Annotated in this window: 15 protein-coding genes and 2 riboswitches; of the genes, 7 read left to right on the plus strand and 8 right to left on the minus strand. The window is 62.8% G+C overall.

The window, feature by feature from the left end:
- On the minus strand, window positions 1-6,027 hold a 6,027-nt coding region (locus I6E39_RS09400), incomplete at its 3' end, for a non-ribosomal peptide synthetase (RefSeq protein ID WP_235381335.1).
- Between the two features lie 309 nt (window positions 6,028-6,336).
- On the opposite strand from I6E39_RS09400, the gene I6E39_RS09405 reads away from it, so the two are divergent.
- The 4 genes from I6E39_RS09405 to I6E39_RS09420 all read left to right on the plus strand — a co-directional run bounded on the left by I6E39_RS09405 (window position 6,337) and on the right by I6E39_RS09420 (window position 10,997).
- Window positions 6,337-7,062, plus strand: a complete 726-nt coding sequence (locus I6E39_RS09405) for an NAD-dependent protein deacylase (protein ID WP_235381336.1) — start codon at window positions 6,337-6,339, stop codon at window positions 7,060-7,062.
- Window positions 7,063-7,069: 7 nt separating this feature from the next.
- Window positions 7,070-8,326: a zinc ribbon domain-containing protein gene (locus tag I6E39_RS09410; protein ID WP_235381337.1), complete on the plus strand. Its 1,257-nt coding sequence runs from the start codon at window positions 7,070-7,072 to the stop codon at window positions 8,324-8,326.
- Between the two features lie 180 nt (window positions 8,327-8,506).
- Window positions 8,507-9,085 carry an HdeD family acid-resistance protein gene (locus I6E39_RS09415; protein WP_235381338.1) on the plus strand — a complete coding sequence of 193 codons (579 nt, stop codon included), beginning with the start codon at window positions 8,507-8,509 and terminating at the stop codon, window positions 9,083-9,085.
- Between the two features lie 198 nt (window positions 9,086-9,283).
- Window positions 9,284-9,360: riboswitch (glycine riboswitch) on the plus strand.
- 3 nt (window positions 9,361-9,363) lie between these two features.
- Window positions 9,364-9,451, plus strand: a riboswitch (glycine riboswitch).
- Window positions 9,452-9,614: 163 nt separating this feature from the next.
- Entirely contained in the window at window positions 9,615-10,997 is a 1,383-nt protein-coding gene (locus I6E39_RS09420; protein ID WP_235381339.1) for an alanine/glycine:cation symporter family protein, read from the plus strand.
- Window positions 10,998-11,052: 55 nt separating this feature from the next.
- Here I6E39_RS09420 and I6E39_RS09425 read toward each other — a convergent pair whose 3' ends face one another.
- Entirely contained in the window at window positions 11,053-12,381 is a 1,329-nt protein-coding gene (locus I6E39_RS09425; RefSeq protein WP_235381340.1) for a CCA tRNA nucleotidyltransferase, read from the minus strand.
- Window positions 12,382-12,822: 441 nt separating this feature from the next.
- Between I6E39_RS09425 and thiI the strand changes: the two genes are divergently transcribed.
- Together thiI and I6E39_RS09435 are read left to right on the plus strand one after the other, a co-directional pair.
- A complete protein-coding gene (gene thiI, locus I6E39_RS09430; protein ID WP_235381341.1) occupies window positions 12,823-13,989 on the plus strand; it encodes a tRNA uracil 4-sulfurtransferase ThiI in 1,167 nt (388 codons plus the stop codon).
- 26 nt (window positions 13,990-14,015) lie between these two features.
- On the plus strand, window positions 14,016-14,585 hold the full coding sequence (locus I6E39_RS09435; RefSeq protein WP_235381342.1) for a GNAT family N-acetyltransferase: 570 nt from the start codon (window positions 14,016-14,018) through the stop codon (window positions 14,583-14,585).
- 148 nt (window positions 14,586-14,733) lie between these two features.
- Here the strand turns inward: I6E39_RS09435 and I6E39_RS09440 are convergent, their stop codons facing one another.
- From I6E39_RS09440 to I6E39_RS09460, 5 genes are all read right to left on the minus strand, one after another.
- On the minus strand, window positions 14,734-16,167 hold the full coding sequence (locus I6E39_RS09440) for a sensor histidine kinase (protein WP_235381343.1): 1,434 nt from the start codon (window positions 16,165-16,167) through the stop codon (window positions 14,734-14,736).
- A 46-nt stretch (window positions 16,168-16,213) separates the two neighbouring features.
- Entirely contained in the window at window positions 16,214-16,720 is a 507-nt protein-coding gene (locus I6E39_RS09445) for a hypothetical protein (RefSeq protein ID WP_235381344.1), read from the minus strand.
- Between the two features lie 720 nt (window positions 16,721-17,440).
- Window positions 17,441-18,115 (minus strand): response regulator transcription factor, encoded by a 675-nt coding sequence (locus I6E39_RS09450; RefSeq protein WP_235381345.1) that lies wholly within the window; start codon window positions 18,113-18,115, stop codon window positions 17,441-17,443.
- An 11-nt stretch (window positions 18,116-18,126) separates the two neighbouring features.
- Window positions 18,127-18,699 carry a UBA domain-containing protein gene (locus tag I6E39_RS09455; RefSeq protein WP_235381346.1) on the minus strand — a complete coding sequence of 191 codons (573 nt, stop codon included), beginning with the start codon at window positions 18,697-18,699 and terminating at the stop codon, window positions 18,127-18,129.
- Between the two features lie 117 nt (window positions 18,700-18,816).
- Window positions 18,817-20,325 carry a YifB family Mg chelatase-like AAA ATPase gene (locus I6E39_RS09460; protein WP_235381347.1) on the minus strand — a complete coding sequence of 503 codons (1,509 nt, stop codon included), beginning with the start codon at window positions 20,323-20,325 and terminating at the stop codon, window positions 18,817-18,819.
- A 513-nt stretch (window positions 20,326-20,838) separates the two neighbouring features.
- On the opposite strand from I6E39_RS09460, the gene nifJ reads away from it, so the two are divergent.
- Window positions 20,839-24,387 carry a pyruvate:ferredoxin (flavodoxin) oxidoreductase gene (gene nifJ / locus I6E39_RS09465; RefSeq protein WP_235381348.1) on the plus strand — a complete coding sequence of 1,183 codons (3,549 nt, stop codon included), beginning with the start codon at window positions 20,839-20,841 and terminating at the stop codon, window positions 24,385-24,387.
- A gap of 166 nt (window positions 24,388-24,553) precedes the next feature.
- Here the strand turns inward: nifJ and I6E39_RS09470 are convergent.
- Window positions 24,554-24,775 (minus strand): HAD-IA family hydrolase (locus I6E39_RS09470; RefSeq protein ID WP_235381349.1); only part of this gene is annotated, 222 nt, incomplete at its 5' end.

The following is a 24,775-nucleotide window of genomic DNA, read 5'->3' on the forward strand; positions in this document are numbered from 1 at the left end:
CTCCGGGACCGGCTGGGGCGCGGGGGCCTCTTCCGGCAGGGAAACAGGGGTGGCGGGCGCTTCGACGGCGGCAAAGGTCTCGGGGGCTTTTTGACCGCCCGCCTCCGCCCGCTCCCGCAGAGCCCGCAGGTTAATTTTGCCGGTGGGGGTGCTGGGCATGGAGTCCACGGCCTCTAAATGGGAGGGGATCATATAGGCCGGCAGCACCTTGCCCAGCCGCTGGCGGATCTGGTGGCCGTCGGGCCGGTCCGGGGCGGGGATGTAGTAGGTAAACAACTCCATGGAGCCGTCCTCCCGCCGCACCGGGACGGTGGCGGCCTGGATGGCACAGCCCTGGGACACCAGAGCACCGTTGATCTCGTCCAGCTCCACCCGCTGGCCGTTCAGCTTTACCTGGGCGTCCCGGCGGCCCAGGAAGTCGTAGGAGCCGTCCAGACGCAGCCGGGCAATGTCCCCGGTACGGTACATCCGCTCCCCGGGGAAGAAGGGATCGGGGAAGAAGGCGGCCTCGGTGAGGTCGGGGCGGGAGATGTAGCCCGCCGAGACGCACTCCCCTGCCAGCCACAGCTCGCCCACGGCGGTGGGCAGCACGGGCTTCTGGTCCCCATCCAGAATATAGACCCGGTTGTTCCGCATGGGCCAGCCCACGTTGATGTGGGAACGGTAGTCCGCCGGGCGGGTGGTGTTGTACACGGTGCCCTCGGTGGGACCGTACATGTTGACCTGAACGGAGTTGCAGGCGGCGGTCTGGGCCTTTTCCAGCAGAGTTTCGGTGAGCACTTCGCCGCCGTAGATCATCAGATCCAGGTTGGGGGCCGCCTGACAGAAGGCCTCGTTAGAGAACCACATCTGGACCCGGGAGGGGGTGGACTGGGTGATCTTTACCCCGTCCCGGCGGATGATCTCCGCCAGCTTCCAGGGGAGCATCATCTCCTCCTCGTCGGCCATGACGATGGTCTTGCCCATGGACAGGGGGATGACCACCTCGCCGTTGAACATGTCAAAGACCACATTGGTGGTGCACAGGATGGGGCCGTCGGACCGCTCCAGGATCTCCCGGAAGCCGCCGGCCATGTTGGCGATGGAGCGCCACACCAGCATGACCCCCTTGGGGTTGCCGGTGGAGCCGGAGGTGAACAGCACCTCGGCCAGGTCGGTCTCCTTCAGAGGGACGGCCTGGAAGGTGTCGTCCGCGGTCTGGTCAATGGGGACGAGAACGGCGGACAGGGAGGGGGGCAGCTGAGCCCGGGTCCTGGGGTCGCAGAGAATGTGGGAGATGCCCGCCGTCTCCACCATGGACTTCAGCCGCTGTTCCGGGTAGTGGGCCAGCAGGGGGGAGTAGGCCCCGCCCACTTTCCAGATAGCCAGCACGGCGGCCACCAGGTCGGAGTTCCGGCTCAGAGCGATGCCCACCCGGCAGCCGGGCTGGGCTCCGGCCTGGGAGAGCAGGTTGGCGATCTGACAGGCACGCCGGTCCAGCTCCCGCCGGGTGGTGGTCCTGCCGTGGAAAATGACGGCGGGGGCGTCCGGGTCCAGAGCCAGCTGGCGGGCAAACTGGACGGGGATGGGCAGATTCAGGAAGGGATAGACCGTGTTGTTGGGGATGTCCAGCAGTTCCATTCGGTCCCGGGGAGACAGGGCGTCCAGCTCGGCCAGAGAAGTCTGACCCCCGGAGCGGACCATACAGGAGACCAGCGCCTCCAGACAGCGCCCGAAATAGGCGGCAGTGTCCTCCAGGAACAGCTGAGTGGCGTATTCCAGATGGAAGGCGTACCGGTCCCCGTCCCGGGACAGCTCCGCCCACAGGTCCATCCGGGCGGTGCCGGTGGGCAGGGGCAGATACTCCAGCGGGGCGCCGTCCAGGGTGAAGCCGGCGGCGTCCACCGGGCGCTGGGAGAAGATGACCTGGAACAGGGGGCTCTGGGACAGGGTGCGTTTGAGGCCAAGGGCGGAGACGATCTCCTCCAGACCCACCTGCTGGTGGTCCAGCATCCCGTTGACCTCGTCCCGGACCTGGCTGAGATAGTCGTCCAGGGACTGGTCCCGTCCGGGGAGCAGCCGCAGGGGCAGAGTGTTGATAAAGGGACCGCACATCTCCCGGGTCTCGGGGAGCAGACGGCCCGCCGCCGCCGCGCCCACCACCAAATCCTCCTTGCCGGACAGGCGGGAGAGCAGCAGGCCGAAGGCGGCCAGGAAGAACATATAGGGGGAGACGCCCTTCCGGGCGCAGAACTCGTCACAGGCGGCGGACAGCTCCCGGCTCAGGGTGTGGGCGATGGTATTGCCCCGGAAGTCGAAGGCGCGGGTCCGGGTGAAGTCGCCGGGCAGCTCCAGAGACTCGGGCAGGGGAGACAGCCGCTGCGTCCAGTAGTCTAGCCGGCCGGCCTCGTCGGCCCGCCGGGCCAGGTGCCAGGCGTAGTCCAGATAGGTCAGGGGCTGTGCCGCCGGAGCGATCCCCTGGTAAAGCCGGTCCAGCCGGCGCAGCAGCACGGGGGTGGTGAGACCGTCCCCGATGATGTGGTGGATGTTCAGCAGCAGCACCCAGCGTCCGGGCTCCTCCTCCCACAGGGCGGCCCGGAGCAGAGGGGGACAGTCCAGCTGGAAGGGGGCCAGGATGGGAGCGGCGGCCTCCTCCAGGGCACAACCCCGGAAGACGGGCAGAGCAAATTCGGCCTCCGGACGGACCCGGGCAAAGATGCCGTCGGGCTCCGGGGCGAAAGCGGTGCGGAGCAGGGGCTCCCCGGCGATCAGGGCGCGGAAGGCCTGCTCCAGACGGGGGATGTCGGGGACCGCACCCAAACGGAAGGCTCCGGCCATGTGGTAGGTCTTGCCCGTGGGGTCCAGATGGGACTGGACATAGATGCCCTGCTGGATGTGGGTGAGGGGCCAGCGCTCCTGGTGGGGAGCGGGGGCCAGATGGGACGCGGAGGGCAGAGCTTCGCCGCCCTCCCGGTCCAGCAGGGCGGACAGCCGCCGTACGCTGCGGCAGGTATACAGGTCGGCCACCCGGAGGGCGCGGCCGGTGGCCTCGCCGATCTCGCTGAGGGCCTCCATGGCGTTGAGAGAATTTCCGCCGAAGAGGAAGTAGTCGCTGTCCACTCCCAGGTCGGGGCGGCCCAGCACCCGGCGCAGGATAGCCAGCAGGACCTCCTGGGTCCGGGTCTCGGGTCGGGCGCTGTTGGAGGCGGCCAGGTCGGGCCGGGGCAGCAGGGCCTCGTCCACCTTCCCGTTGGCGGTGAGGGGGATGGCCTCCAACCGGAGGATGGCGGAGGGGATCATATAGTGGGGCAGGTAGGAGGCGCACAGAGTCAGAAGCGCTTCCTCCGGCACCGGGGCGTCGGAGGTGTAAAAAGCCACCAGCACGTCCTGCCCGCTGTGGCGCTGGACCGCGGCGGCGGCCTGACGCACCTGGGGGTGTCTGGACAGACAGGCGGAGACCTCCTGAGGCTCGATCCGCAGGCCGCGCAGCTTCACCTGCCGGTCGGAGCGGCCGGCCAGGACGATCTCTCCCTCTGGCGTCCAGCAGGCGATGTCGCCGGTGCGGTACAGCCGGTCTCCCAGTTCGAAGGGACTGTCGGAAAAGCTCTGGGCGGTGAGGTCGGAGGCGTTCCGGTAGCCCCGGCCCACACAGGCACCGCCCACATACAGGTTGCCGTAGACCCCGATGGGCAGGGGATTGCCCCAGTTGTCCAGAATATACAGCTTGCAGTTGGACATGGGCCCGCCCGCCGTGATGACGGGGGAACCGTTGAGCTGCTTCAGACTGACGGCCACTGTGGCCTCGGAGGGGCCGTACTGGTTGTACAGACGGGCCTGGGTGGCCAGCTGGAGGCGCTGGAGCAGGTCGCTGGGGTAGGCCTCGCCGCCGCATACCACGCTTTCCAGCCGGGACACGGCCCGCTTGAAGGCGGGGTCCCGGAGAAAGGCAGCCAGGCGGGAGGGCGTGGTGGACAGGAAACCGGCGCCGAAGCCGGTGATGAGGTCGGCCAGAGCCTTGGGGGATTCCAGCTCCTCCTCCTGGGGCAGGAGGATGGTGCGGCCGTTGAGCAGGGCCACGGCGCTCTCCAGCAGGAAGGCGTCAAAGCCCACGCTGCATACCGACAGAACGGCCCCCTTGCCGTAGACCGGCTCCATGGCGCAGGCCAGATTGAGCAGGGCGCGGCGGCCGATCTCCACCCCCTTGGGGGTTCCGGTGGAGCCGGAGGTGTACACCACATAGGCCAGACCTTCGGCCAGATCGTCGGCGGGGGCGTCGGGACCCGACTCGGGGAGGACGGAGACGTCCACCACCGGCAGCAGGTCGGACAGCTGCCCGCCCAGCTCAGGACGGGTGATCAGGGCGGAGGCACCGCTCTGGGTCAGGATCTCCCGGATACGGTTCTCCGGCTGATTGGGGGACAGGAGAAGAAACGCCCCTCCCGCCCGAAGAATGCCCATCATGGACCAGAACAGTTCCGGGCTCCGGGGCAGCAGAACGGCCACCAAGGTGTCCGGCGCGGCGCAGACGGGGGCCAGGGCGGCGTGGACCCGGGCGGCCTTCTCCTCCAGCTGCTGGTAGGTGGTGCGCGCACCCTTCCAGATCAGAGCGGCCCGGGCGGCGTGCTGCCGGGCCAGACGGCGGAAGCGGCCGTACAGGCTGGATTCAAAGACGGGGCAGGCGGAGCGGTTGAAGGTGTACAGCACCCGCTCCCGCTCCGACGGGCTGAGTACCGCCAGCTGACGGATGGGCCGGTCGGGCGCGGCCAGGCTCTCCCGCAGGATGTTGACCAGGCAGGAGTGGAGGATCTCAATCTCCCGGGCGGAGAAGAACTGGGTCAGGTAGTCGTAATCCACCGAATAGCGGCGGTTGTCCTCCAGGTTGCTCAGATGGATGCACAGCTGCTCCATCTGATAGCCGCTGTAATGCCAGCGGCCGGAGAACATGACGGCGGCGTCACGGCTCTCCAGCAGCTGGCTGTTCTGATAGGAAAAGGCGATGTGGAACAGGCGCTCCGACGCCCCCTGGGTCCCCTCGGCCAGCTTTTGGATATGGGCAAAGGGGAAGCGCTGGTGGCGCAGCATATTGAACCATTCCTCGTTCAGGTGGTCGTTAAATTCGTTCAGGCTCCAATCGCCGGATATTTCACTGAAAAAGGGGAGTGTGCTGACGAACATACCGCTGGTCTGCTTGGCGGTAAAGTTCATCCGGTTGAAAATGGGGACGCCGATGGTGAACCGGTCGGCACCGCCGATACGCTTGAAGTAGATGGCCAGAGCCATGTAGAACACAGAGAAGGGAGCCACCCGGTGGTTCATGCAGAAGGTGTAGATGTCATTGTTCAGATCCTGGGGCAGGGCAAAGGTGAGCCGGCGTCCCACCGGACTGACGGCGGCGCCCCGGACGGATTTGAGCATAGAGGGCTCGCCGGACTGGGACAAAACCTGGGTCCAGTAGGCCTGGTCCCGGGCGTAGGCGGGGGAGGAGAGGTAGCGGGACTCCTCCTCGATGTGGCTTTGATAACTGGGGATGGGGTCTAACTGGGGCTCCCGGCCGGACAGCAGATCCAGATAGAGCTGCCCGATGCGGTTGCACAGCAGCACCTGGGTCCAGCCGTCCGAGATCAGATGGTGCATTTTGATGACCAGACCGCCCGAGTTTTCCCCCGTCCGGAGCAGAACAAACCGGTAAAGGGGGGCGTCCAACAGCGTCATGGTCTCCCGGGTAAAGGCCTCTTCCCAGCTTTCGATGCCCTCCTGACTGGTCTGGGAAAAGTCATAAATCGGGATCTGCTCCGGATGGAAGGGAACCTGGTACTGGACCGGAAGCCGGTCAGAGAAGGTGATGCGGGTACGCAGGGAACTGTCCGCCTCCAGCACCAGATTGATGGCACGCTGGAGGGCGGAGAAGTCTACCCGGCCCTGGATGCGAAGGGTGGTGCAGATATTGTTGACGGAGGTGTCCGGGCAGGCCCGTTCCACGTCCCAGATATTTTGCTGGCTCAGGGAGAGGGGATATGGATCGGTTGCCCCAAGGAGAAGATCGGCCAAAGAAAAAACCACCCTTCTGCAATTACGGATGAAAGCGGTCCGCGAAGGCGGAAGCATAAAGTTCTAACTTTTAATATAACATAATTTTCGACATTTGCATACACGAAAGTGAAATTTTAAACAAAGAATTTTGAAAGATATCTGTAAAAATTTTACCACTCCCACAGAAAGCGAAAGGAACCGGAGACAGGTCTCGGATTGCGGTGAGAGAGGAAAACTGCTATAATGGACCCGGAAAAAGAAGCCAAGGCCCGCCGCGGAGGAAAGAAAGGCGGCCCGGCCGTCGGGATGGGAAAGGAGCGGATATGTATGAAGGATAAGATCAGGATCCTGCAGCAGTGGATCGACGACAGCCGGTCTATCGTGTTTTTTGGAGGCGCGGGCGTCAGTACCGAGAGCGGTATCCCGGATTTCCGAAGTGTAGACGGGCTGTATCACCAGTCCTATGACTACCCCCCGGAAGAGATCCTGAGCCGCAGCTTTTTCGACGTCCGGCCGGGGGAGTTCTACCGCTTTTACCGGGACAAGATGCTCTGCCTGGACGCCAAGCCCAACGCCGCCCACAAAAAGCTGGCGGAGCTGGAGGAGGCAGGTAAGCTGCGCAGCGTGGTCACTCAGAACATTGACGGGCTGCACCAGATGGCGGGCTCCAAGCGGGTGTGGGAGCTTCACGGCTCGGTCCACCGCAATTACTGCATGAAGTGCAAAAAATTCTACCCCGTGGAGTTCGTCCGGGATAGCGAAGGCGTGCCGGTCTGCTCCTGCGGCGGCACGGTGAAGCCGGATGTGGTGCTTTATGAGGAATCCCTGAACAGCCGGGTGCTGGAAGGGGCCCTGGCCGACATCCAGAACGCCGATATGCTCATCATCGGCGGGACCTCCCTGGCGGTGTACCCTGCCGCCAGTCTGGTCCGTTACTACCGGGGCCACCGGCTGGTGCTCATCAACAAGAGCCCTACTCCCTACGACTCTCACGCCGATCTGCTGCTGGCGGCCCCCATTGGAGAGGTCCTGAGCCAGATCAAGGTGCGGTAAAGGCGCGATGAAGAACAGCCGTCTCTTTCAGATTCTATACCTCCTGGTGGACAAGCGCTCCGCCACCGCCCGGGAACTGGCGGAGCGGTTCGAGGTGTCGGAGCGCACCATCTACCGGGATGTGGACGCCCTGTCCGCCGCCGGCATTCCAGTCTACACCCAGAAGGGGCAGGGGGGCGGGATCCGGCTGATGGACCAGTTCGTGCTGGACCGGGCCCTGCTGTCTCCGGAGCAGCAGGACCAGATCCTCTTTGCCCTCCAGGCCATTCTGGCCACCCGGGGGGCGGAGGAGAAGGAGACCTTGGCCCGGGTGTCCGCCCTGTTTGGCAGGGAGGGCGGGGATTGGCTGGAGGTGGACTTTGCCGACTGGGGCAGCGGGGCCCGGGAGCGGGAAAATTTCGCTCTGGTGAAACGGGCCATCCTGGAGCGGCGGGTGCTGACCTTCACTTACTACAGCTCCGCCGGGGCGCGTACCCTCCGCCGGACCGAGCCTCATAAGCTGGTGTTCAAGTCGGGGTGCTGGTATCTCCAGGCCTTCTGCCTGACGCGGCGGGATTGGCGCTCCTTCCGTCTGGTCCGGATGGAGGACCCGGAGCTGGAGGAGGCCCGTTTCCGGTCCCGCCCCACGCCGGCGGGCATTGAAGCGCCACTGCCCGGGGATTACCGGGCCGCTCAACTCCGGCTGCTCTTTCGGCCCGGAGCGGCCTACCGGGTCCGGGATTACTTCCACCCCAGCTGGGTGACCGCCCGGGAGGACGGTTGCCTGCTGGTGGAGTGCGCCTTCCCCGAGGACAACTGGTTGCTGTCCTTTCTGCTGTCCTTCGGGGATCAGGTGGAGGTGCTGTCTCCGGCCTATTGGCGGGACATTGTGGGGCGGGAGGCGAAAAAAACGGTGGCCCTCTATGAAACCGGACAAACCCTGTCAGATTTGAAGGATTATCCTGAACATACACAGGAGGGAACCAACCCTCCCACACAAAAGGAGGTCATTCAAATGGAAGAACGGAATTTCTGTCAGTGCTGCGGGATGCCCCTGGACGCCCCGGAGGACCGGGGCAGGGAGGCGGACGGCACGCTGAGCCGGGACTACTGCCGCTACTGCTATCAGCAGGGGGCCTTTACCGCCCCGGAGGCCACTATGGAGGACATGATCGCGTTTAATCTGAAGTTCAACGAGGAAAATGGTCACCCCTTCGGACCGCAGGAGGAAGCGGAGCGGAATATGCGCGCCTGGTTCCCCACGCTGAAGCGCTGGAAGAAATGATGATACATGGGCCCTGGCCGTGAGCGGCCAGGGCCCATAAGCTTGTTTGAAAAATTTACCTACCAAAGGATTGGCGCTTCGGCAGGAGCGCCGTATTCCGCCGGGCAGAAGAAAAATGAGTCATTGTATCCCCTTCGGGAGTGTGTTATACTAACCCTAAAAGAGAAAGCGGGTGTGCATATGAAAACGATCCTCCATGAACAGCGTATGAGCAGCATTGCGGCGGCACTGGTCACCATCGTTCTGGGCGTGGTACTGATTTGGTGGCCGGACCGCTCGATCAACTTCCTGTGTATGCTCCTGGGCGTATCTATTTTTATTACCGGGATCATCTATATCCTGGGCTGGCTGGCCCGCCGGAAGGAGGGCGTGCCCGCCTTTTTCGTGCTGCCCGGCGTGATCCTGTGCGCCCTGGGCGTCTGGCTCATGACCAGCCCCAATTCGGTCATTATGCTGATCCAGTATATTTTCGGCGCCATTCTGATCTTCCATGGTCTGGTGGATTTCCAGGGGGCCTTTGCCCTGGCGCGCCAGGGGTGGAGCCGGTGGTGGATGGATCTGCTCTTCGCCCTGCTCACCGTCTGTCTGGGCGGGCTGATCCTGTTTAATCCCTTCGGCACCTTTGCCGCCTTGGTCATCCTCATCGGCGCGGCTTTGATTTTTGACGGAGTCAGCGATCTTTGCATCATCTGGCGGCTGTCCCGGGCCTTCCGGGCGGCGGAACAGGCCATCCGGGAGGAGCAGGACCTTGAGCAGTAAGCTGCGGTAGTTCAACCTGGAGCAGCATAATAACGGGGTAACCGTCGTAGTATTGTAAACGAAAGAAAAAAACGGCGAAGATGTTGGCGAATTTTTCGTACAAAACGATAAAAAATGAAAAAATCGCCGGGAGCACTTGCATTTCGTTTTCTCCATGAGTATAATTGTCCACATCCAACGGACAAATGAATCGGCCAGACGATGTCCACAGAGAAGCGGCCCAATGGGCCCACCGACGGTGTAACGCTCTCAGGTACCAGGACTGTGGACGGATGGCACTCTGGAGACGCCCGCCGCGCGCGGGGGCCGAAGGTGCAAGTTCGGGCGGAAAACGCCCGGATCAATCTCTCAGGCAAAAGGACAGAGACGTTCATGATCTGATTCAGGGAGGGGGGCCTCTCCGGATGGAGCGGAACGTTGATCTGGACGGAGAGTCGGCGCCTTCTGCCGGGCTCTCCGTCCGTTTTTTATCCGCGCGGTAAGTACGGAGATCCCGGACTTTTGCGATCTTTCAAGGAGTGTAAGAGAAATGTTAGACGTTATTACTTCCATTAACGGCAAGATCAACGGCTTTGTGTGGGGACCCATTATGCTGGCCCTGCTGGTGGGCACCGGTGTGTTTCTGACCTTCCGTACCGGCTGGATCCAGGTGCGCTGGTTTGGCTACATTATGAAGCATACGGTGGGTTCCCTGTTCCGTAAGTCGAATAAGGACCACGGCAGCAACCTGTCCCCCTTCCAGGCGGTGACCACCGCCCTGGCCGGCACCGTGGGAACCGGCAACATTGCCGGCGTCACCGGGGCCATCTTTGTGGGCGGTCCGGGCGCGGCCTTCTGGATGTGGGTGTCTGCGTTCTTCGGCATGTGTACCAAATACGCTGAGATCGCCCTGGCCATGAAGTACCGGGTCGCCGACGAGAAGGGCGCCTACCGGGGTGGCCCTATGTACTATATTGAGCGGGGCCTGGGAAAGAACTGGAAGTTCCTGGCCGTGATTTTCGCCATCCTGGGCGGTTTGGCCTCCTTCGGCATCGGCAACATCGCCCAGTCCAGCGAGATCGCCGGCGCCATGAGCGGCCTGTTCCATGTGGATCCCATGATCACCGGCGTGGTGCTGGCGGTGGTGGTGGCCGTTGTGGTGTTGGGCGGCGTCAAGCGCATTGGTCAGGTGACCTCTTATCTGGTTCCCTTTATGGCGATTTTCTATATCCTGGCCGGACTGACGGTGATCCTGCTGCGGATCACCCAGCTCCCTGCCGCTTTCGGCACCATCTTCGCCTCCGCGTTCAGCTTTGAAGCGGTGGGCGGCGGCGTGTTCGGCTACGCCATCATGGTGGCTATGAAGCAGGGCTTCGCCCGGGGCGTGTTCTCCAACGAGGCCGGCTTGGGCTCCGCCCCCATCGCCCACGCGGCCTCTTCCAACGAGGAACCCGCCGAGCAGGCCATCTGGGGTGTGTTTGAGGTCTTTGTGGATACCATCGTGATTTGTACCATCACCTCTCTGGCTGTGGTCCTGTCCGGCATGGAGCTGGGCGCGGAGGCTCTGAGCGCCTACGCCTCCAAGGGTGCCGCCGCTGTGGCCGCCTTCAACTCCATTCTGCCCGGCACCCTGGGCGGTACCATTATCCAGGTCAGCCTGCTGTTCTTCGCCCTGTCCACCATCCTCAGCTGGAGCTATTACGGCGAGCGCTGCTGGGGCTATCTGAGCGGCAACAACAAAACGGTCGGTTTGATTTATAAGGCCGTCTTTGTGCTGATGTGCATTGTTGGCGCTACCGGCTCCGGCACTCTGATGTGGGACATCGCCGATACCCTGAACGGCATGATGGCCATCCCCAACCTGGTGGCCCTGTTGGCGCTGTCCGGCGTGGTGGCCGGCATCACCCGAGACTATTTCAAGGATAAGAAGTAATAGAAGTCCATAAAAGCGCCGGGCTCCCAACTGGGAGCCCGGCGCTTTTGACGGATCAGGATTTGCGGGCCAGAGCCTGGAGGAGGACTGCGCGGTCGTTGGGCAGCTCGCCTCCGGCCACCCGGTCCAAAAGAGAAGCCAGCACCCGGCCGATGGCGGGACCGGACAGACCGGCGGCCATGGCGTCATGGCCGTTGACAGCCAGATCCCGGAGGGTGAGACAGGGCCGGCGGGACAGAAGGGCCCGGGCGGCGGCCTCGGCCCCTTCCAGACGTTCCAGTCCCTCGCCGCCGTCGGGAGCGCAGGCCAGAGCGTCGCCCCGCTTCAGGGCCAGCAGGTCGAAGAAAAGCTCCTCCCCCAGCCGGGACAGCCAACGTCCCTCCCACTGCTCCGAGGGTTCCACGGGCAGGTCGTGGCGGGCCACCAGGGTCACAGCCCGCTCCCGGACGCCGTGGTCCAGCCGCAGCCGGTCCAGTGCCCGGTCCGCCAGAGCGGCGCTCACCTTTGGGTGACCATAGAAGTGGCCGATACCGTCGGAGTCCTGAGAGAAGGTGCCCGGTTTGCCCACGTCGTGGAGCAGTGCGGCCAGCCGAAGAGCGGGGCGGGGGGGCACCTGTTCCAGGGTCTTGACGCTGTGGGTGTACACATCGTAGAGGTGATGGGGGTTTTTCTGGTCAAAGCCGACCGCCGGGGCCAATTCGGGAATAATTTGGACCGCCACCTCGGGGAAATCTAGGAGGACCCGCCCGGCCCCCGGGGAGCAGAGCAGGCGGAGAAATTCGGCGGAGATCCGCTCCCAGGCCACATGCTCCAACTGAGGCGTGCGGCGGCGGATGGCGGCAGCGGTGTCCGGGTGGAGGGTGAAGGCCAGTTGGGCCGCCAGCCGCAGCCCGCGGAGAAGCCGGAGCGCGTCCTCCTCGAACCGGCGGTCCGGGTCGCCCACGCAGCGGACCAGCCTGGATTTCAGATCGGCCTGTCCGCCGAACAGGTCCACCAGACCGCCGGCCTCCCAGGCCATGGCGTTGACAGTGAAGTCCCGGCGGGCCAGGTCCTGGGCCAGATCGTCGGTAAACTCCACCCGGTCGGGGTGGCGGTGGTCGGAGTAGGTCCCCTCTTTGCGGAAGGTGGTCACCTCCACCGGGAGACCGTCGGACAGAACGGTAACAGTGCCGTGTTTCAGGCCGGTCTCCAGACACTTCAGTCCGGCACAGGCGGCCTCAATTTGCGCAGGGAGGGCCGAGGTGGCGGCGTCATAGTCGTGGGGCGAAAGACCCAGCAGGCTGTCCCGGACGCAGCCTCCTACCAGTACAGCGCGGTGGCCGGCAGCCTCCAGCCGGCGCAGTACCGCAAGCGCCCTAGGATCCCAAACTGTTAAGGTGTCCATGCTCTTCACCACCTTTCCGATTTTGTGTCCTTATCTTATCAAAGTGTGCCCCCAAAAACAAGACGGAGGCATATCAGGCCCCATTGTAAATTTTAGTTTATGGATGTATTATGGGGCGTCGGGGACGCCGCCCCCTACACACGGTTTACAATATGGCTTCGTAGGGGGCGGCCTCTGGACGCCCCGCCCGTAGGGCGGCCCCTTGGGGCCGCCGCCAAAATGGCAGCCGTCGGACGGCGGGGGACGATTCCCCCCATCGGGGGGAATGGCCGAAGGCCAAAAGAGGAGGGATAAGCCCCCGCCCTACCAAGCCCTCACCCTACATGAAACGATAGACTAAAATTTTTAGCACACAATCCCCTATACTGGACAATGAAACCGATTTCCGATATAATACCAACCATGCTAAATGTTTGTAACCACAAGGAAAGGACACCTGATATGAACGAAATGATTCTGCTAAAGCTGGGAGAGCTGGTTCTGAAGGGACTGAACCGCCGCAGCTTTGAAGACAAGCTCCAGGCCAACATCCACCGCCGTCTCAACGGTCTGGGCCAGTTTCGGGTGTACACCCGCCAGTCCACCACCTATGTGGAGCCCATGAACGAGGACTGCGACATGGACGGTGCCTGGGAAGCCATGAAAAAGGTCTTTGGCGTGGTGGGCCTCAGCCGGGCCCGGTCCTGTGACAAGGACAAGGACGCCATTCTTCGCGCCTGCCAGGAGTATCTGGACGACCGACTGTCCACTGCCCGCACCTTCAAGGTGGAGACCAAGCGGGCGGACAAGACCTTCCCCATGACCTCCATCCAGCTCAGCCAGTATGTGGGGGGCGAGCTGGACGAGCTGTACCCCAATCTGAAAGTGGACGTCCACCACCCGGAGCTCACCGTCTATGTGGAGATCCGGGACTACGCCGCCTTCGTCCACGCCGACCCGGAGCCCGGCGCCGGCGGCCTGCCCGTGGGCATCAACGGCCGGGCGGTATCCCTGCTGTCCGGCGGCATCGACTCCCCGGTGGCCAGCTATATGATCGCCAAGCGGGGCGTGGCTCTGGAGATGGTCCACTTCTTCTCCTACCCCTACACCTCCCCCGAGGCCAAGGAGAAGGTCATCGAGCTGGCCCGTCTGCTCACCCCCTGGTGCGGACACCTGACCATCCATGTGGTCCCCTTCACCGCCATCCAGGAGGAACTGCGCCGCTCCTGCCCTGAGGAACTGTTCACCATCATCATGCGCCGGTTCATGATGCGAATCTCCCAGGTTGTGGCCCAGCGCGTCGGCGCCAAGGCCCTGGTCACTGGCGAGTGTCTGGGCCAGGTGGCCAGCCAGACCATGGAGGCCATGAACGTCACCGGCGCGGTGGTGGATCTGACCGTCCTCCGGCCCTGCATCGGTCTGGACAAGGAGGAGATCGTTCAGATCTCCCGGAAGATCGGCACCTACGAGACCTCCATCCTGCCCTATGAGGACTGCTGCACCGTCTTTACCCCCCGGCACCCCCGGCTGCGCCCCCTCCCCGGCGAGGTGGAGCTGGCCGAGGAAAAGCTGGACATTGACGCCATGGTCAAGGCCGCCGTGGACGGCATTGAGCGGGTGCGGGTCTGAGCACCCCCGCAGAGAAGGAGACCGCCATGCAGCTGAGATTTGCCCGTCCCCAGGACAGTCAGGCTTTGCTGGACATCTACGCCCGGTATATCCGCACCCCCATTACCTTTGAGTACGACCTGCCCACCCCGGAAGAATTTTCCCGGCGGATCGCCTCCACGCTGGAGCGCTACCCCTATCTGGCCGTGGAGGAGGACGGGAAGCTGATCGGCTATGCCTACGCCCACCCGGAGCGGGAACGGGCCGCCTACCAGTGGAACGCGGAACTGTCCATCTATCTGGCCCCCGGCGCGGTGGGCCGGGGCGTCGGGACCGCCCTGTATTCCGCTCTGATGGACCTGCTCCGGCTCCAGGGGGTGAAGACCGTTTACGGGGTGGTCACTTCCCCCAACCCTGCCAGTGAGAAACTGCACCAGTCTTTGGGCTTCCGCCTGCTGGGAGTCCACCGGAATACCGGCTTCAAGGACGGCGCCTGGTATGACGTGCTGTGGTTTGAAAAAAGTTTGGCTGGCTATGAGGCCGATCCCCGGCCGGTCATCCCCATTGGGGACGTACCCGCCCGGGAGGTCCGGCGGGTACTGGACGCCTTTGGATAAAACGGCGTTCCGCCCCGGATGTTCATACGCATACAAAAAGAGTAAACGCCTCGAACCGATGATTTTGGTTCGAGGCGTTTTTCGTTCAGACAGCCGTGGGGTCCGCGGGAATTTGACAGTATTTGATGGCGGGGCGGCGTTCTTCGTTTTATGGAGCAAGGGGGATCACGAAGGTGATCCGGGTGCCCACATCCACCCGGGACACCACCTCGAACCAGCCGCCGTGGCGGTCCACGATCCACTTGGCGATGGACAGGCCCAGGCCGGTGCCGCCAGTCTTCCGGTCCCGGGACTGGTCGGTGCGGTAAAACCGCTCGAAGATATGGGGGATGCCCTCGGGCGGGATGCCCATCCCCTCGTCCTGGACGGTGACGCGGGCGAAGCCCTGGCTCTCGGTCACCCGCAGATAGACCTTGCCTCCGTCGGAGCTGTATTTCACGCTGTTGTCCATGAGGATGCGCATCAACTGCTTCATCAGCCCCGGGTCTGCCCAGACCGTCACCGGCTCCTCCCCCCAACGGGGCAGGAAGAGGCGGTCGGGGTGGATCATCTCCTCCTCCCGCAGCACCTCGCCGGCCAGCTGGGTCAGATCCAGCGTCTCCTTCTTCACCGGCTGGGAGTCGTTGTCCCCCCGGGCCAGAAAGAGCAGCTGCTCCACCAGCCGTTCCATGGCGGCGGCCTCAGAGCGGATGGCGTCGATGGACTCCTGAAGGGCCTCCGGGTCCGACTTGCCCCAGCGGTCCAGCAGGGCGGCGTAGCCCTGGATGACGGCGATGGGAGTACGCAGCTCGTGGCTGGCATCGGAGACGAAGCGCATCTGGGCGCTGTATGCCTTGTTCACCCGGTCCAGCATGTCGTTGATGGCCTGCGCCACCCCACGCAGCTCCTTCTGGGTACCGGGCAGGTCGATGCGGCTGTCCAGATGTTTGGCGTTGATCTTGTCCAGCTCGCCCGCCAGATTTTCCAGTTCCCGCCGGGACATGTGGGTCATGGAGTTGAGACGGGCGGCGGTAGAGGCCAGGTCCTGGATGGGCCGCAGCACCTTGCGGATGGAGCGGTTGTTGCGGAACAGATTGGTCAGCAGAGACAGTCCCTGGCAGACCAGCAGAGCGATCCCTGCCCAATACAGGGTATGAAAGATGCCCGACAGATCCACCCGGATGGCATAGGGACGGCCACTGTTGGGCAGCTCGACGGTATAATAGTTGGGCAGATCCCAGCTGCGCAGGCCGTCGGCGACCTCCTCCCGCAGGGGAAGCCAGGAAAAGACGGGCAGCTCATGGCCCTCCGGCGCCCGCTCCAAGGGGGTGATGGTGTAGTCGCTGGCCTCCATCCACGGGATGGCGTCGGCGGTGGGAACGCCCCGCTCCGCCACCAGGGCGGCCACATCGGCGCAGCGGTTTTCCGAGTAGAAAACCAGCCCCACCAGGGCAAGCAGCACCAGCAGCAGGTCCATGGCCAGGAAGATACCCAGCTGCCGCAGGAAAAATCCGGTGTTCAGCCGGAACACCAGAGAAGAGTCCCGGACCGCCGCGATGGGGTCCGCGGGAGGCGGATTCTGGAACCGGCTTTTTTTGACCACGGGCGTCCCTCCTTTCCGCCGGGATGTCAGACATGAGGGCGGCCGCTCAGCCCTGTCCCTTCAGCCAGTCCCGGATGACGTCCAGATTCCGGTAGGCCACAAAGCTGCCGCCCTTCAGCAGCATGTCCAGATTGGCCTGCTCCTCCGGGGTGCGGCGGCTTCCTTTGGCCTGGAGCGCCTCCCGCATGGATTTGGTGGCCATGTTCACCATGCGGCGCTTCAGCCAGCCCACCTTCTTGGGAGCATACCCGCCCTGAAGGTAGAAGATGGGGGCGTTGGGCACATAGTTAGCCTTACTCAGGGAGGACAGAGACGGAGAACCCGGAGGGGTCATGCCTACGCCGCAGGCGGCCTTGACGTTGAAACTCTTCACCGCCTGGTCGATGCCCTGGATGTGGCCCGCCATCAGGGGGCCCATGAACAGTACCTCGGTCTCCCGGCCCAGTTCTTTCTGAGCCTGGCTCAGTTCATAATGCTTCATCTTCTCTGCGTTCGCCAGCATCTCGGCGTACTCCTTGGTGAATCCGGTGTTGGACTTATAGACAATGACCACGATGGATCTGCCCCTTTCAGGTTGATTGAATCTATGAATGGTAAATTTTAGTTTATCAGTGGATTTCGCCTGCGGGCGGGACGGAAGTTTGGACGAAAGGATGTTTCGCCCCCGGGCGAGGTACTTTTGTAGAGATACAAAAGTACCCAAAAAATCTCCGGGGCTTCGGCCCCGGTCCCCGTGGGGAGCCATCAATCAGATATTTTGATACTGTTCGGCGCGGGTAAAAGACAGGACACCTCTCTCATCCCCGCCCGCTGCCGCTCTGCGCCATTAAAATTGACCTCTGTTTCTCCTTGTCAAAAGCGCACCTCTGAGTTAACAATCGCGGGGTGCTCCGCCCATATTTACAGCCTTCCTGTCTATACCAGGCTACTTCAAGAATGAAGCACCCTCGGGCGGCCCCAGTGGGCCAGGTGGGTAAGGAGCAACTGTTGACAGTCTTTGCCGCCATCGAGGCGGGCTGTGTTGCTTATCCCCCGTAAAATCTTCTCCATTTTGCGAAGCAAAAGGCGGTGTGAGCGCTCTCATATTTTGCTGGCTGCGATCAGCGCAAGGCCGCAGAACTCTTATAATGGGGGTCCGGGGGCGGCGCGGATAGCGCAATGAAATTGCGCGTGGCCGCCCCCGGCGATTCTTTGGTTTCTTTCTGATCGCTCAGAAAGAAACCCGCTCCGCAGAGCGGAATCCTTTCAAAGCACTCCAACGGTAAACTAAAATTTATTCCTCTTTAATGACGTAGCCCACGCCTCGGACGGTGTGGATCAGTTTGATGCCGAAGGCCTCGTCAATCTTGCTTCTCAGGAAGCGGATGTACACGTCTACCGAATTGGTCTCGCCCACAAAGTCGAAGCCCCAGACGCTGTCCAGCAGCATTTCCCGGGACAGGACCCGTCCCTTGTTTTCCAGCAGATGGCGCAGCAGGTCGAACTCCTTCTTGGTCAGCTCCACCTCCCGGCCCTTTACCGTCACCTGATGGCGTTCCACATCCATAGACAGCTCGCCGGCGGTGAGGATCTGACCGTCCCGGCTCCCCTTGCCCCGCAGAGCGGCACGGATGCGGGCCAGCAGTTCCTCGATGGCAAAGGGCTTGGTGATATAATCATCGGCCCCGGAGTCCAGACCGGACACCTTGTCCATGACGCTGTCCCGGGCGGTGAGCATGATAACGGGAACCTGACTCTCCCGGCGCAAGCGGCGGAGGACCTCCATCCCTGACAGCTGGGGCAGCATAATGTCCAGCAGCACCAGGTCAAAGTCTCCCGACCGGGCCCGTTCCAGGCCGGTGCGGCCGTCGAAGGCCTTCTCCACCTCGTAGCCCTCGTATTTCAATTCCATCTCCACCATGCGGGCCAGCTTTTCCTCGTCCTCCACCAGGAGGATGCGCTCTGCCATCTTCCCTCACCTCACCGTTTCTCGTTTTTCTCTTTATACTTGTCGTGCTGGCTGCGGAGCTCATCCATGACCTGGCGGCCCAGGTCGGCGGCGCTGTCCGCCACATTGCCCATCACGTCGTTGATGCTGTCCCGCTCCAGATCGGGGCCTGAAAAGCGGTAGCGGAAGCCCAGAAACAGACCTAGAATCAGCAGGGGTACTGTCACATAGAGAGCAAAGACCAGCAGCAGGATCAGGATCAGCACCGGCAGGGCGGTGACGGGCTGGTCTTTCCGCCAGATTTCCAGTTCGTTGTCCAGCAGCAGATAACGGATGCGCCGGAAGAAACCGACCTTGGGCTTTTCCTTCCGTGCCTCCTTGGCTGGGACGGGCAGCTCGGCCACCGGGTCGTCCTGGACGGACGGCCCCTCCCCCCGGGTGGAATAATAGGCCCCTTCGGGCCGGGGAATGGCCCCCTTCTCCTCCAGATAGATCAGGGCGTCCAGCAGGTTGCCGCCGCTGTATTCCAGGGCCTCCTTGGCCTGGGCATAGCTGACGTCAGCTTTGTCCCGCAGACGTTCCACCTGTTCCAATGTGATCTCCATAAAACGGCTCCTTTCGTCCGGTGTGTTCTCGATACTGAATCTACCATACCACAGCCGGGTTGAAAGAGATTTTATCCATCATTAAAAAAAGATTAAAGCGCAAAAGCCCCATAAAATTTACCGTCTTAAATACTCAGGCGGCCGGTATTGCAGCGCCTCGGCCAAGTGAGGGGCCTGAATGGTCTGGCTTTCGTCCAGATCGGCGATGGTTCGTGCCACCCGCAGGATGCGGTCATAGCTCCGCGCGGTGAGGCCCAAACGCTCAAAGGCTCCCTGCATCAGCTGCCGGCATCTCTCGTCCAGGGCGCAGAACCGGTCCAGTTCATCCCGTTCCAGCCGGGCGTTGCAGGGGGCGGATTGGCGCCGGCGCTGGAGCTCCCGGGCCCGGTCCACCCGCTGACGAACCTGGGCGGAGGGCTCGGACCGCTCCCGCCGGGACAGCTCTTCGAACTCCAGAGGGGCCGACTCCACAAAAATGTCGATCCGGTCCAGCAGAGGGCCGGACAGCCGTGACAGGTACTTTTTGACCTCGTTCTCCGTGCAGCGGCACCGGCCGGAGGGGTGGCCGTACCAGCCGCACTTGCAGGGGTTCATGGCGCAGACCAGCATAAAGCGGCTGGGGTAGGTGACGGTGCCCGAGGCCCGGGAGATTTGGACCTGGCCATCCTCCAGAGGCTGGCGGAGGACCTCCAGCACCTCCTTGGAAAATTCGGGCAGCTCATCCAGAAACAGCACTCCGTTGTGGGCCAGGGAGATCTCTCCTGGCCGGGGGGTGGAGCCGCCTCCCGCCATCCCCATGGGCGAGATAGTGTGGTGGGGGGAGCGGAAGGGCCGCAGGTCGATCAGTGGATATTCCGGGGTGGTGAGGCCCATGACGGAGTGGATCTCCGTGGCCTCCAGAGCTTCCTGCCGGGTCATGCCGGGGAGAATGCCGGGCAGCCGCCGGGCCAGCATGGACTTGCCCGAGCCCGGAGGGCCGGACATGAGAAGGTTGTGGCTGCCGGCGGCGGCGATCTCCAGAGCACGCTTCACCTGGTCCTGCCCCTTTACCTGGTCAAGATCGGGGCAGTGCGGGGCGCGGCGGCCGGGCCGCCAGGGCGGGGCGGGGGCGATGGGCTCCTCTCCGGACAGGTGGCGTACCAGCTGGGCCACGTCATGGACAGGATAGACGACAGGGCCGTCGGCCAGAGTGGCCTCGGGTGCGTTGTCCTCCGGCACATAGAGCGCCTCGATCCCCTCCCGCTTGGCACACAGAGCCATGGGCAGCATGCCGGCGCAGGGCCGCAGGGCGCCGGACAGGGACAGCTCCCCCAGAAAAGCGCAGTTGGACTCCTTTAATTGGAGCTGTCCGCCGGCGGCCAGGATTCCCACCAGCATGGGCAGGTCGTAGAGGGTCCCCGCCTTTTTCAAATGAGCAGGAGCCAGATTGACGGTGATCCGGCTGACGGGAAAGGTGAAGCCGCAGTTCTTGATGGCGGCCCGGACCCGTTCCCGGGCCTCGCTGACGGCGGCGTCGGGCAGGCCGACTACCGTAAAGGCGGGCAGACCGCCGGACAGATCACATTCTGCGGACACCGGGTAACCGGACACACCGTGCAGACCCAGTGAACGGATTGAACATACCATGTCGGAACCTCCTGGCCGATCCCCGGGGCAGCCGGGACGGACAAAACTGCTGTCTGTCCCGCGTCCGTGAGCCGGGACAGATCACGGTTCTATTTTAGCCGCTCCAAAGCCGGATTGCAACCGGACATTTTCGCCGGCACCATGCCCGGCAAGGGTGTTCCGCACTCTGGGGAGGCGGCCTTTCTCCTGTTGGGAGGAGAAAGAGATCTGGGAAAATAAGGGGATATGGTCAAAAGGTATAATTTATTGTGTATGGAAGGGCTGAAAAAAAGCATAAAATTTCTTAATTAAGATTTACAAACGAAATAAAAGGTGATAAACTTATGGGCGTCGAATTGAACTGGTCCGCTCCCCTCTGACGGGGAGCGGTACTGTCATGTGGACCTATAAGAATACAGTTATAATAGGTATAACTGTTCTTGGGACACGGACAGAGGCAAGGAAGACATGTATGGAACATGGGCAGGCGGTTTTCCGCCCGTCCCCCAAATAAGGAAGAAAGTAGGGAACTCTATGGCAAGAAAATTCAAAACCATGGACGGCAACAATGCGGCCGCGTATGTCAGCTACGCCTTTACTGAAGTAGCCGGCATCTACCCCATTACTCCGTCCAGCCCCATGGCCGACTATGTGGACCAGTGGGCCGCGCAGGGCCAGAAGAATATCTTCGGCACCACCGTCAAGGTCATTGAGATGCAGTCTGAGGCCGGCGCCGCCGGTACCGTCCACGGCTCTCTGAATGCCGGTGCTCTGACCACCACCTATACCGCGTCTCAGGGCCTGCTGCTGATGATCCCCAACATGTATAAGATCGCCGGCGAGCTGCTGCCCGCTGTCTTCCATGTCTCCGCCCGTACCGTGGCCGCCCAGTCCCTGAACATCTTCGGCGACCACTCCGACGTCATGGCCTGCCGCCAGACCGGCTTTGCCATGCTGGCCGAGGGCAACGTGCAGGAGGTCATGGACCTGGCTCCCGTGGCCCATCTGGCCGCCATCAAGGGCCGCGTCCCCTTCATCAACTTCTTCGACGGCTTCCGTACCTCTCATGAGATCCAGAAGGTCGCCATCTGGGACTACGCCGACCTGGCTGAGATGGTGGACATGGACGCCGTGGAGGCCTTCCGCAAGCGCTCTCTGAACCCCGAGCGTCCCGTGATGCGCGGCTCTCACGAGAACGGCGACATCTTCTTCCAGCACCGCGAGGCCTGCAACCCCTACTACGACGCTCTGCCTGAGATCGTGGAGGAGTACATGGGCAAGATCAACGCCAAGCTGGGCACCGACTACAAGCTGTTCAACTACTACGGCGCCGCTGATGCCGACCGGGTCATCATCGCCATGGGCTCCATCTGCGACGTGGCCGAGGAAGTCATCGACTACCTGAACGCCCATGGCGAGAAGGTGGGCCTGATCAAGGTCCGTCTGTACCGGCCCTTCCGCGCCGACAAGCTGATCGAGGCGATCCCCGCCACCGCCAAGAAGATCGCCGTTCTGGACCGCACCAAGGAGCCCGGCGCTCTGGGCGATCCTCTGTACATGGACGTGGTCACCGCTCTGGCCGGCGCCGGCATCACCGACAAGGTGGTTGTGGGCGGCCGCTACGGTCTGGGCTCCAAGGATACGCCTCCCCGCAGCGTCTTCGCCGTGTACGAGAACCTGGCTCAGGACGCGCCCAAGAACCACTTCACCATGGGCATCGTGGACGACGTCACCAACAGCTCCCTGCCCGAGCACAAGGCCCCCAACACCGCCGCTGAGGGCACCATTGAGTGCAAGTTCTGGGGTCTGGGCGGCGACGGCACCGTGGGCGCCAACAAGAACTCCATCAAGATCATCGGCGACCACACCGACAAGTACGTTCAGGCTTACTTCCAGTATGACTCCAAGAAGACCGGCGGCGTGACCATCAGCCACCTGCGCTTCGGCGACAAGCCCATCAAGAGCCCCTACTACATCAATAAGGCCGACTTCGTGGCCTGCCACAACCCCTCTTACGTGACCAAGGACTTCCCCATGGTCCGTGACGTCAAGCCCGGCGGTGTGTTCATGATCAACTGCCAGTGGTCCGACGAGGAGCTGGCGCACCACCTGTCCGCCAACGCCAAGCGGTACATCGCTGAGAACAACATCCAGCTGTACACCATCAACGCCATCGATCTGGCCCGGGAGATCGGCATGGGCAAGCGCACCAATACCATTCTCCAGTCCGCCTTCTTCACTCTGGCCAAGGTCATGCCTCAGGAAGAGGCCATCGGCTACATGAAGGACGCCGCCACCAAGTCCTACCTGAAGAAGGGCCAGGACATTGTGGACATGAACCACAAGGCCATCGATGCCGGCGCCACCGCCTTCAAGAAGGTGGAGATCCCCGCCGACTGGGCTACCGCCGAGGATGCCAAGAAGGAGAACGTCCTGACCGGTCCCGCCAAGCTGGTCAAGATGGTGGAGAACATTCTGGAGCCCGTGGACCGCATGGACGGCGACAGCCTACCTGTCTCCGCGTTCGCCGAGCATGTGGACGGCACCTTCGAGCTGGGCGCCGCCGCCTACGAGAAGCGCGGCGTGGCCGTCTCCGTGCCCACCTGGAACTCCGACAAGTGTATCCAGTGTAACCAGTGCGCCTATGTCTGCCCCCACGCCACCATTCGTCCCTTCATGCTGACTGAGGAAGAGGCCGCCAAGGCTCCCGCCTCCGCCAAGATCGTGGACGTGAAGGCCGGCAAGGGCAAGGGCGTGTACAAGTACGCCATGGCCATCAGCCCCCTGGATTGTATGGGCTGCTCCGTCTGCGCCAACATCTGCCCCACCAAGGCTCTGACCATGGTCAACCAGGAGGAGGAGCTGGCTCAGCAGGACGCCTTCAACTACATGGTGGAGAACGTCTCCGTCAAGGAGGACGTGGCCGACCTGACCGTCAAGGGTTCCCAGTTCAAGAAGCCTCTGCTGGAGTTCTCCGGCTCCTGCGCCGGCTGTGCCGAGACCGCCTATGCACGCCTGATCACCCAGCTGTTCGGCGACCGGATGTACATCTCCAACGCCACCGGCTGTTCCTCCATCTGGGGCGGCCCCGCCGCTACCTCCCCCTACGCCACCACCAGCGAGGGCAAGGGTCCCGCTTGGGCCAACTCCCTGTTCGAGGATAACGCCGAGCACGGCCTGGGTATGTACATGGGCCAGAAGGCCATCCGCAACCGCCTGATCGCCAAGCTGGAGGAGATGGCCGCCAACGAGAAGACCGCCGAGGAGACCAAGGCGCTCATCGCCAAGTTCCTGGAGACCGCCGAGGACGGCAAGGCCAACGCCGAGGCCACCAAGGCTCTGATCCCCGCTCTGGAGGCCGCTGCCGCCGCTGGCTGCCCCGTGGCTCCCGAGATCCTGAAGGAGAAGGAGTACCTGGCCAAGAAGTCCGTGTGGATCTTCGGCGGCGACGGCTGGGCCTACGACATCGGCTTCGGCGGCGTGGACCACGTCCTGGCCTCCGGCGAGGATGTCAACGTCTTCGTCTTCGACACCGAGGTGTACTCCAACACCGGCGGTCAGGCCTCCAAGGCCTCCAACATCGGCCAGGTGGCTCAGTTCGCCTCCGCCGGTAAGACCATCGCCAAGAAGAGCCTGGCTGAGATCGCCATGACCTACGGCTATGTCTATGTGGCTCAGGTCTCCATGGGCGCCAACCCCAACCAGACCCTGAAGGCCATTGCCGAGGCCGAGGCCTATCACGGCCCCTCCCTGATCATCGGCTACGCCCCCTGCGAGATGCACAGCATCAAGGGCGGCATGCAGAACTGCCAGTCCGAGATGAAGAAGGCTGTGGAGTGCGGCTACTGGAACCTGTTCCGGTTCAACCCCGCCGCCAAGGCCGAGGGCAAGAACCCCTTCACTCTGGACAGCAAGGCGCCCGCCGGCGGCTATCAGGAGTTCCTGATGAACGAGGCCCGCTACTCCTCTCTGACCCGCTCCTTCCCCGAGCGCGCCAAGGAGCTGTTTGCTCTGAACGAGGAGACCGCCAAGAAGCGTTACGACAAGCTGACCCGTCTGGAGAAGATGTACGGCGAGGAGTAATCCTTCCTGAATCGCATCTGAGACAAAACAAAGCCCCGGAGCGGACAAAGTCCGTTTCGGGGCTTTTCGAATCTTCGCGTTTCGATACGGCGTTGCTGTGTCTGGGCGGGATGTTATAGGATCCATAAAAAACCAGCCTTTCCAACAAAGGGAAAGGCTGGTTTTTTTATAAGACTGCGGCCAAATAGTCCCGGAGTGTCAGCAGAGAGTCAAACTTCTGGAACAGCAGTGCCTCCAGTTCCGGCGTGGGCGGGATCAGGTCGGGGACCATGATCACCCGCATCCCGGCCCCGTGGGCGGACAGAATGCCGTTGCGGCTGTCCTCGATGGCAATAGTCCGTGCGGGGTCGGTGCCCAGGGACCGGCAGGCCAGTGTGTAGATCTCCGG

This window comes from Pseudoflavonifractor phocaeensis (genome assembly GCF_021531375.1).
GTDB classification, from domain to species: Bacteria; Bacillota; Clostridia; order Oscillospirales; family Oscillospiraceae; genus Lawsonibacter; species Lawsonibacter phocaeensis_B.

Excerpts from the sequence above, each read along its gene's own strand:
- I6E39_RS09455 (WP_235381346.1), bottom strand. The coding sequence starts at position 18,699 with ATGGAGATCACATTGGAACAGGTGGAACGTCTGCGGGACAAAGCTGAC.
- nifJ (WP_235381348.1), top strand. The coding sequence starts at position 20,839 with ATGGCAAGAAAATTCAAAACCATGGACGGCAACAATGCGGCCGCGTAT.
- I6E39_RS09460 (WP_235381347.1), bottom strand. The coding sequence starts at position 20,325 with ATGGTATGTTCAATCCGTTCACTGGGTCTGCACGGTGTGTCCGGTTAC.
- I6E39_RS09405 (WP_235381336.1), top strand. The coding sequence starts at position 6,337 with ATGAAGGATAAGATCAGGATCCTGCAGCAGTGGATCGACGACAGCCGG.
- thiI (WP_235381341.1), top strand. The coding sequence starts at position 12,823 with ATGAACGAAATGATTCTGCTAAAGCTGGGAGAGCTGGTTCTGAAGGGA.
- I6E39_RS09435 (WP_235381342.1), top strand. The coding sequence starts at position 14,016 with ATGCAGCTGAGATTTGCCCGTCCCCAGGACAGTCAGGCTTTGCTGGAC.
- I6E39_RS09420 (WP_235381339.1), top strand. The coding sequence starts at position 9,615 with ATGTTAGACGTTATTACTTCCATTAACGGCAAGATCAACGGCTTTGTG.
- I6E39_RS09415 (WP_235381338.1), top strand. The coding sequence starts at position 8,507 with ATGAAAACGATCCTCCATGAACAGCGTATGAGCAGCATTGCGGCGGCA.
- I6E39_RS09425 (WP_235381340.1), bottom strand. The coding sequence starts at position 12,381 with ATGGACACCTTAACAGTTTGGGATCCTAGGGCGCTTGCGGTACTGCGC.
- I6E39_RS09450 (WP_235381345.1), bottom strand. The coding sequence starts at position 18,115 with ATGGCAGAGCGCATCCTCCTGGTGGAGGACGAGGAAAAGCTGGCCCGC.
- I6E39_RS09410 (WP_235381337.1), top strand. The coding sequence starts at position 7,070 with ATGAAGAACAGCCGTCTCTTTCAGATTCTATACCTCCTGGTGGACAAG.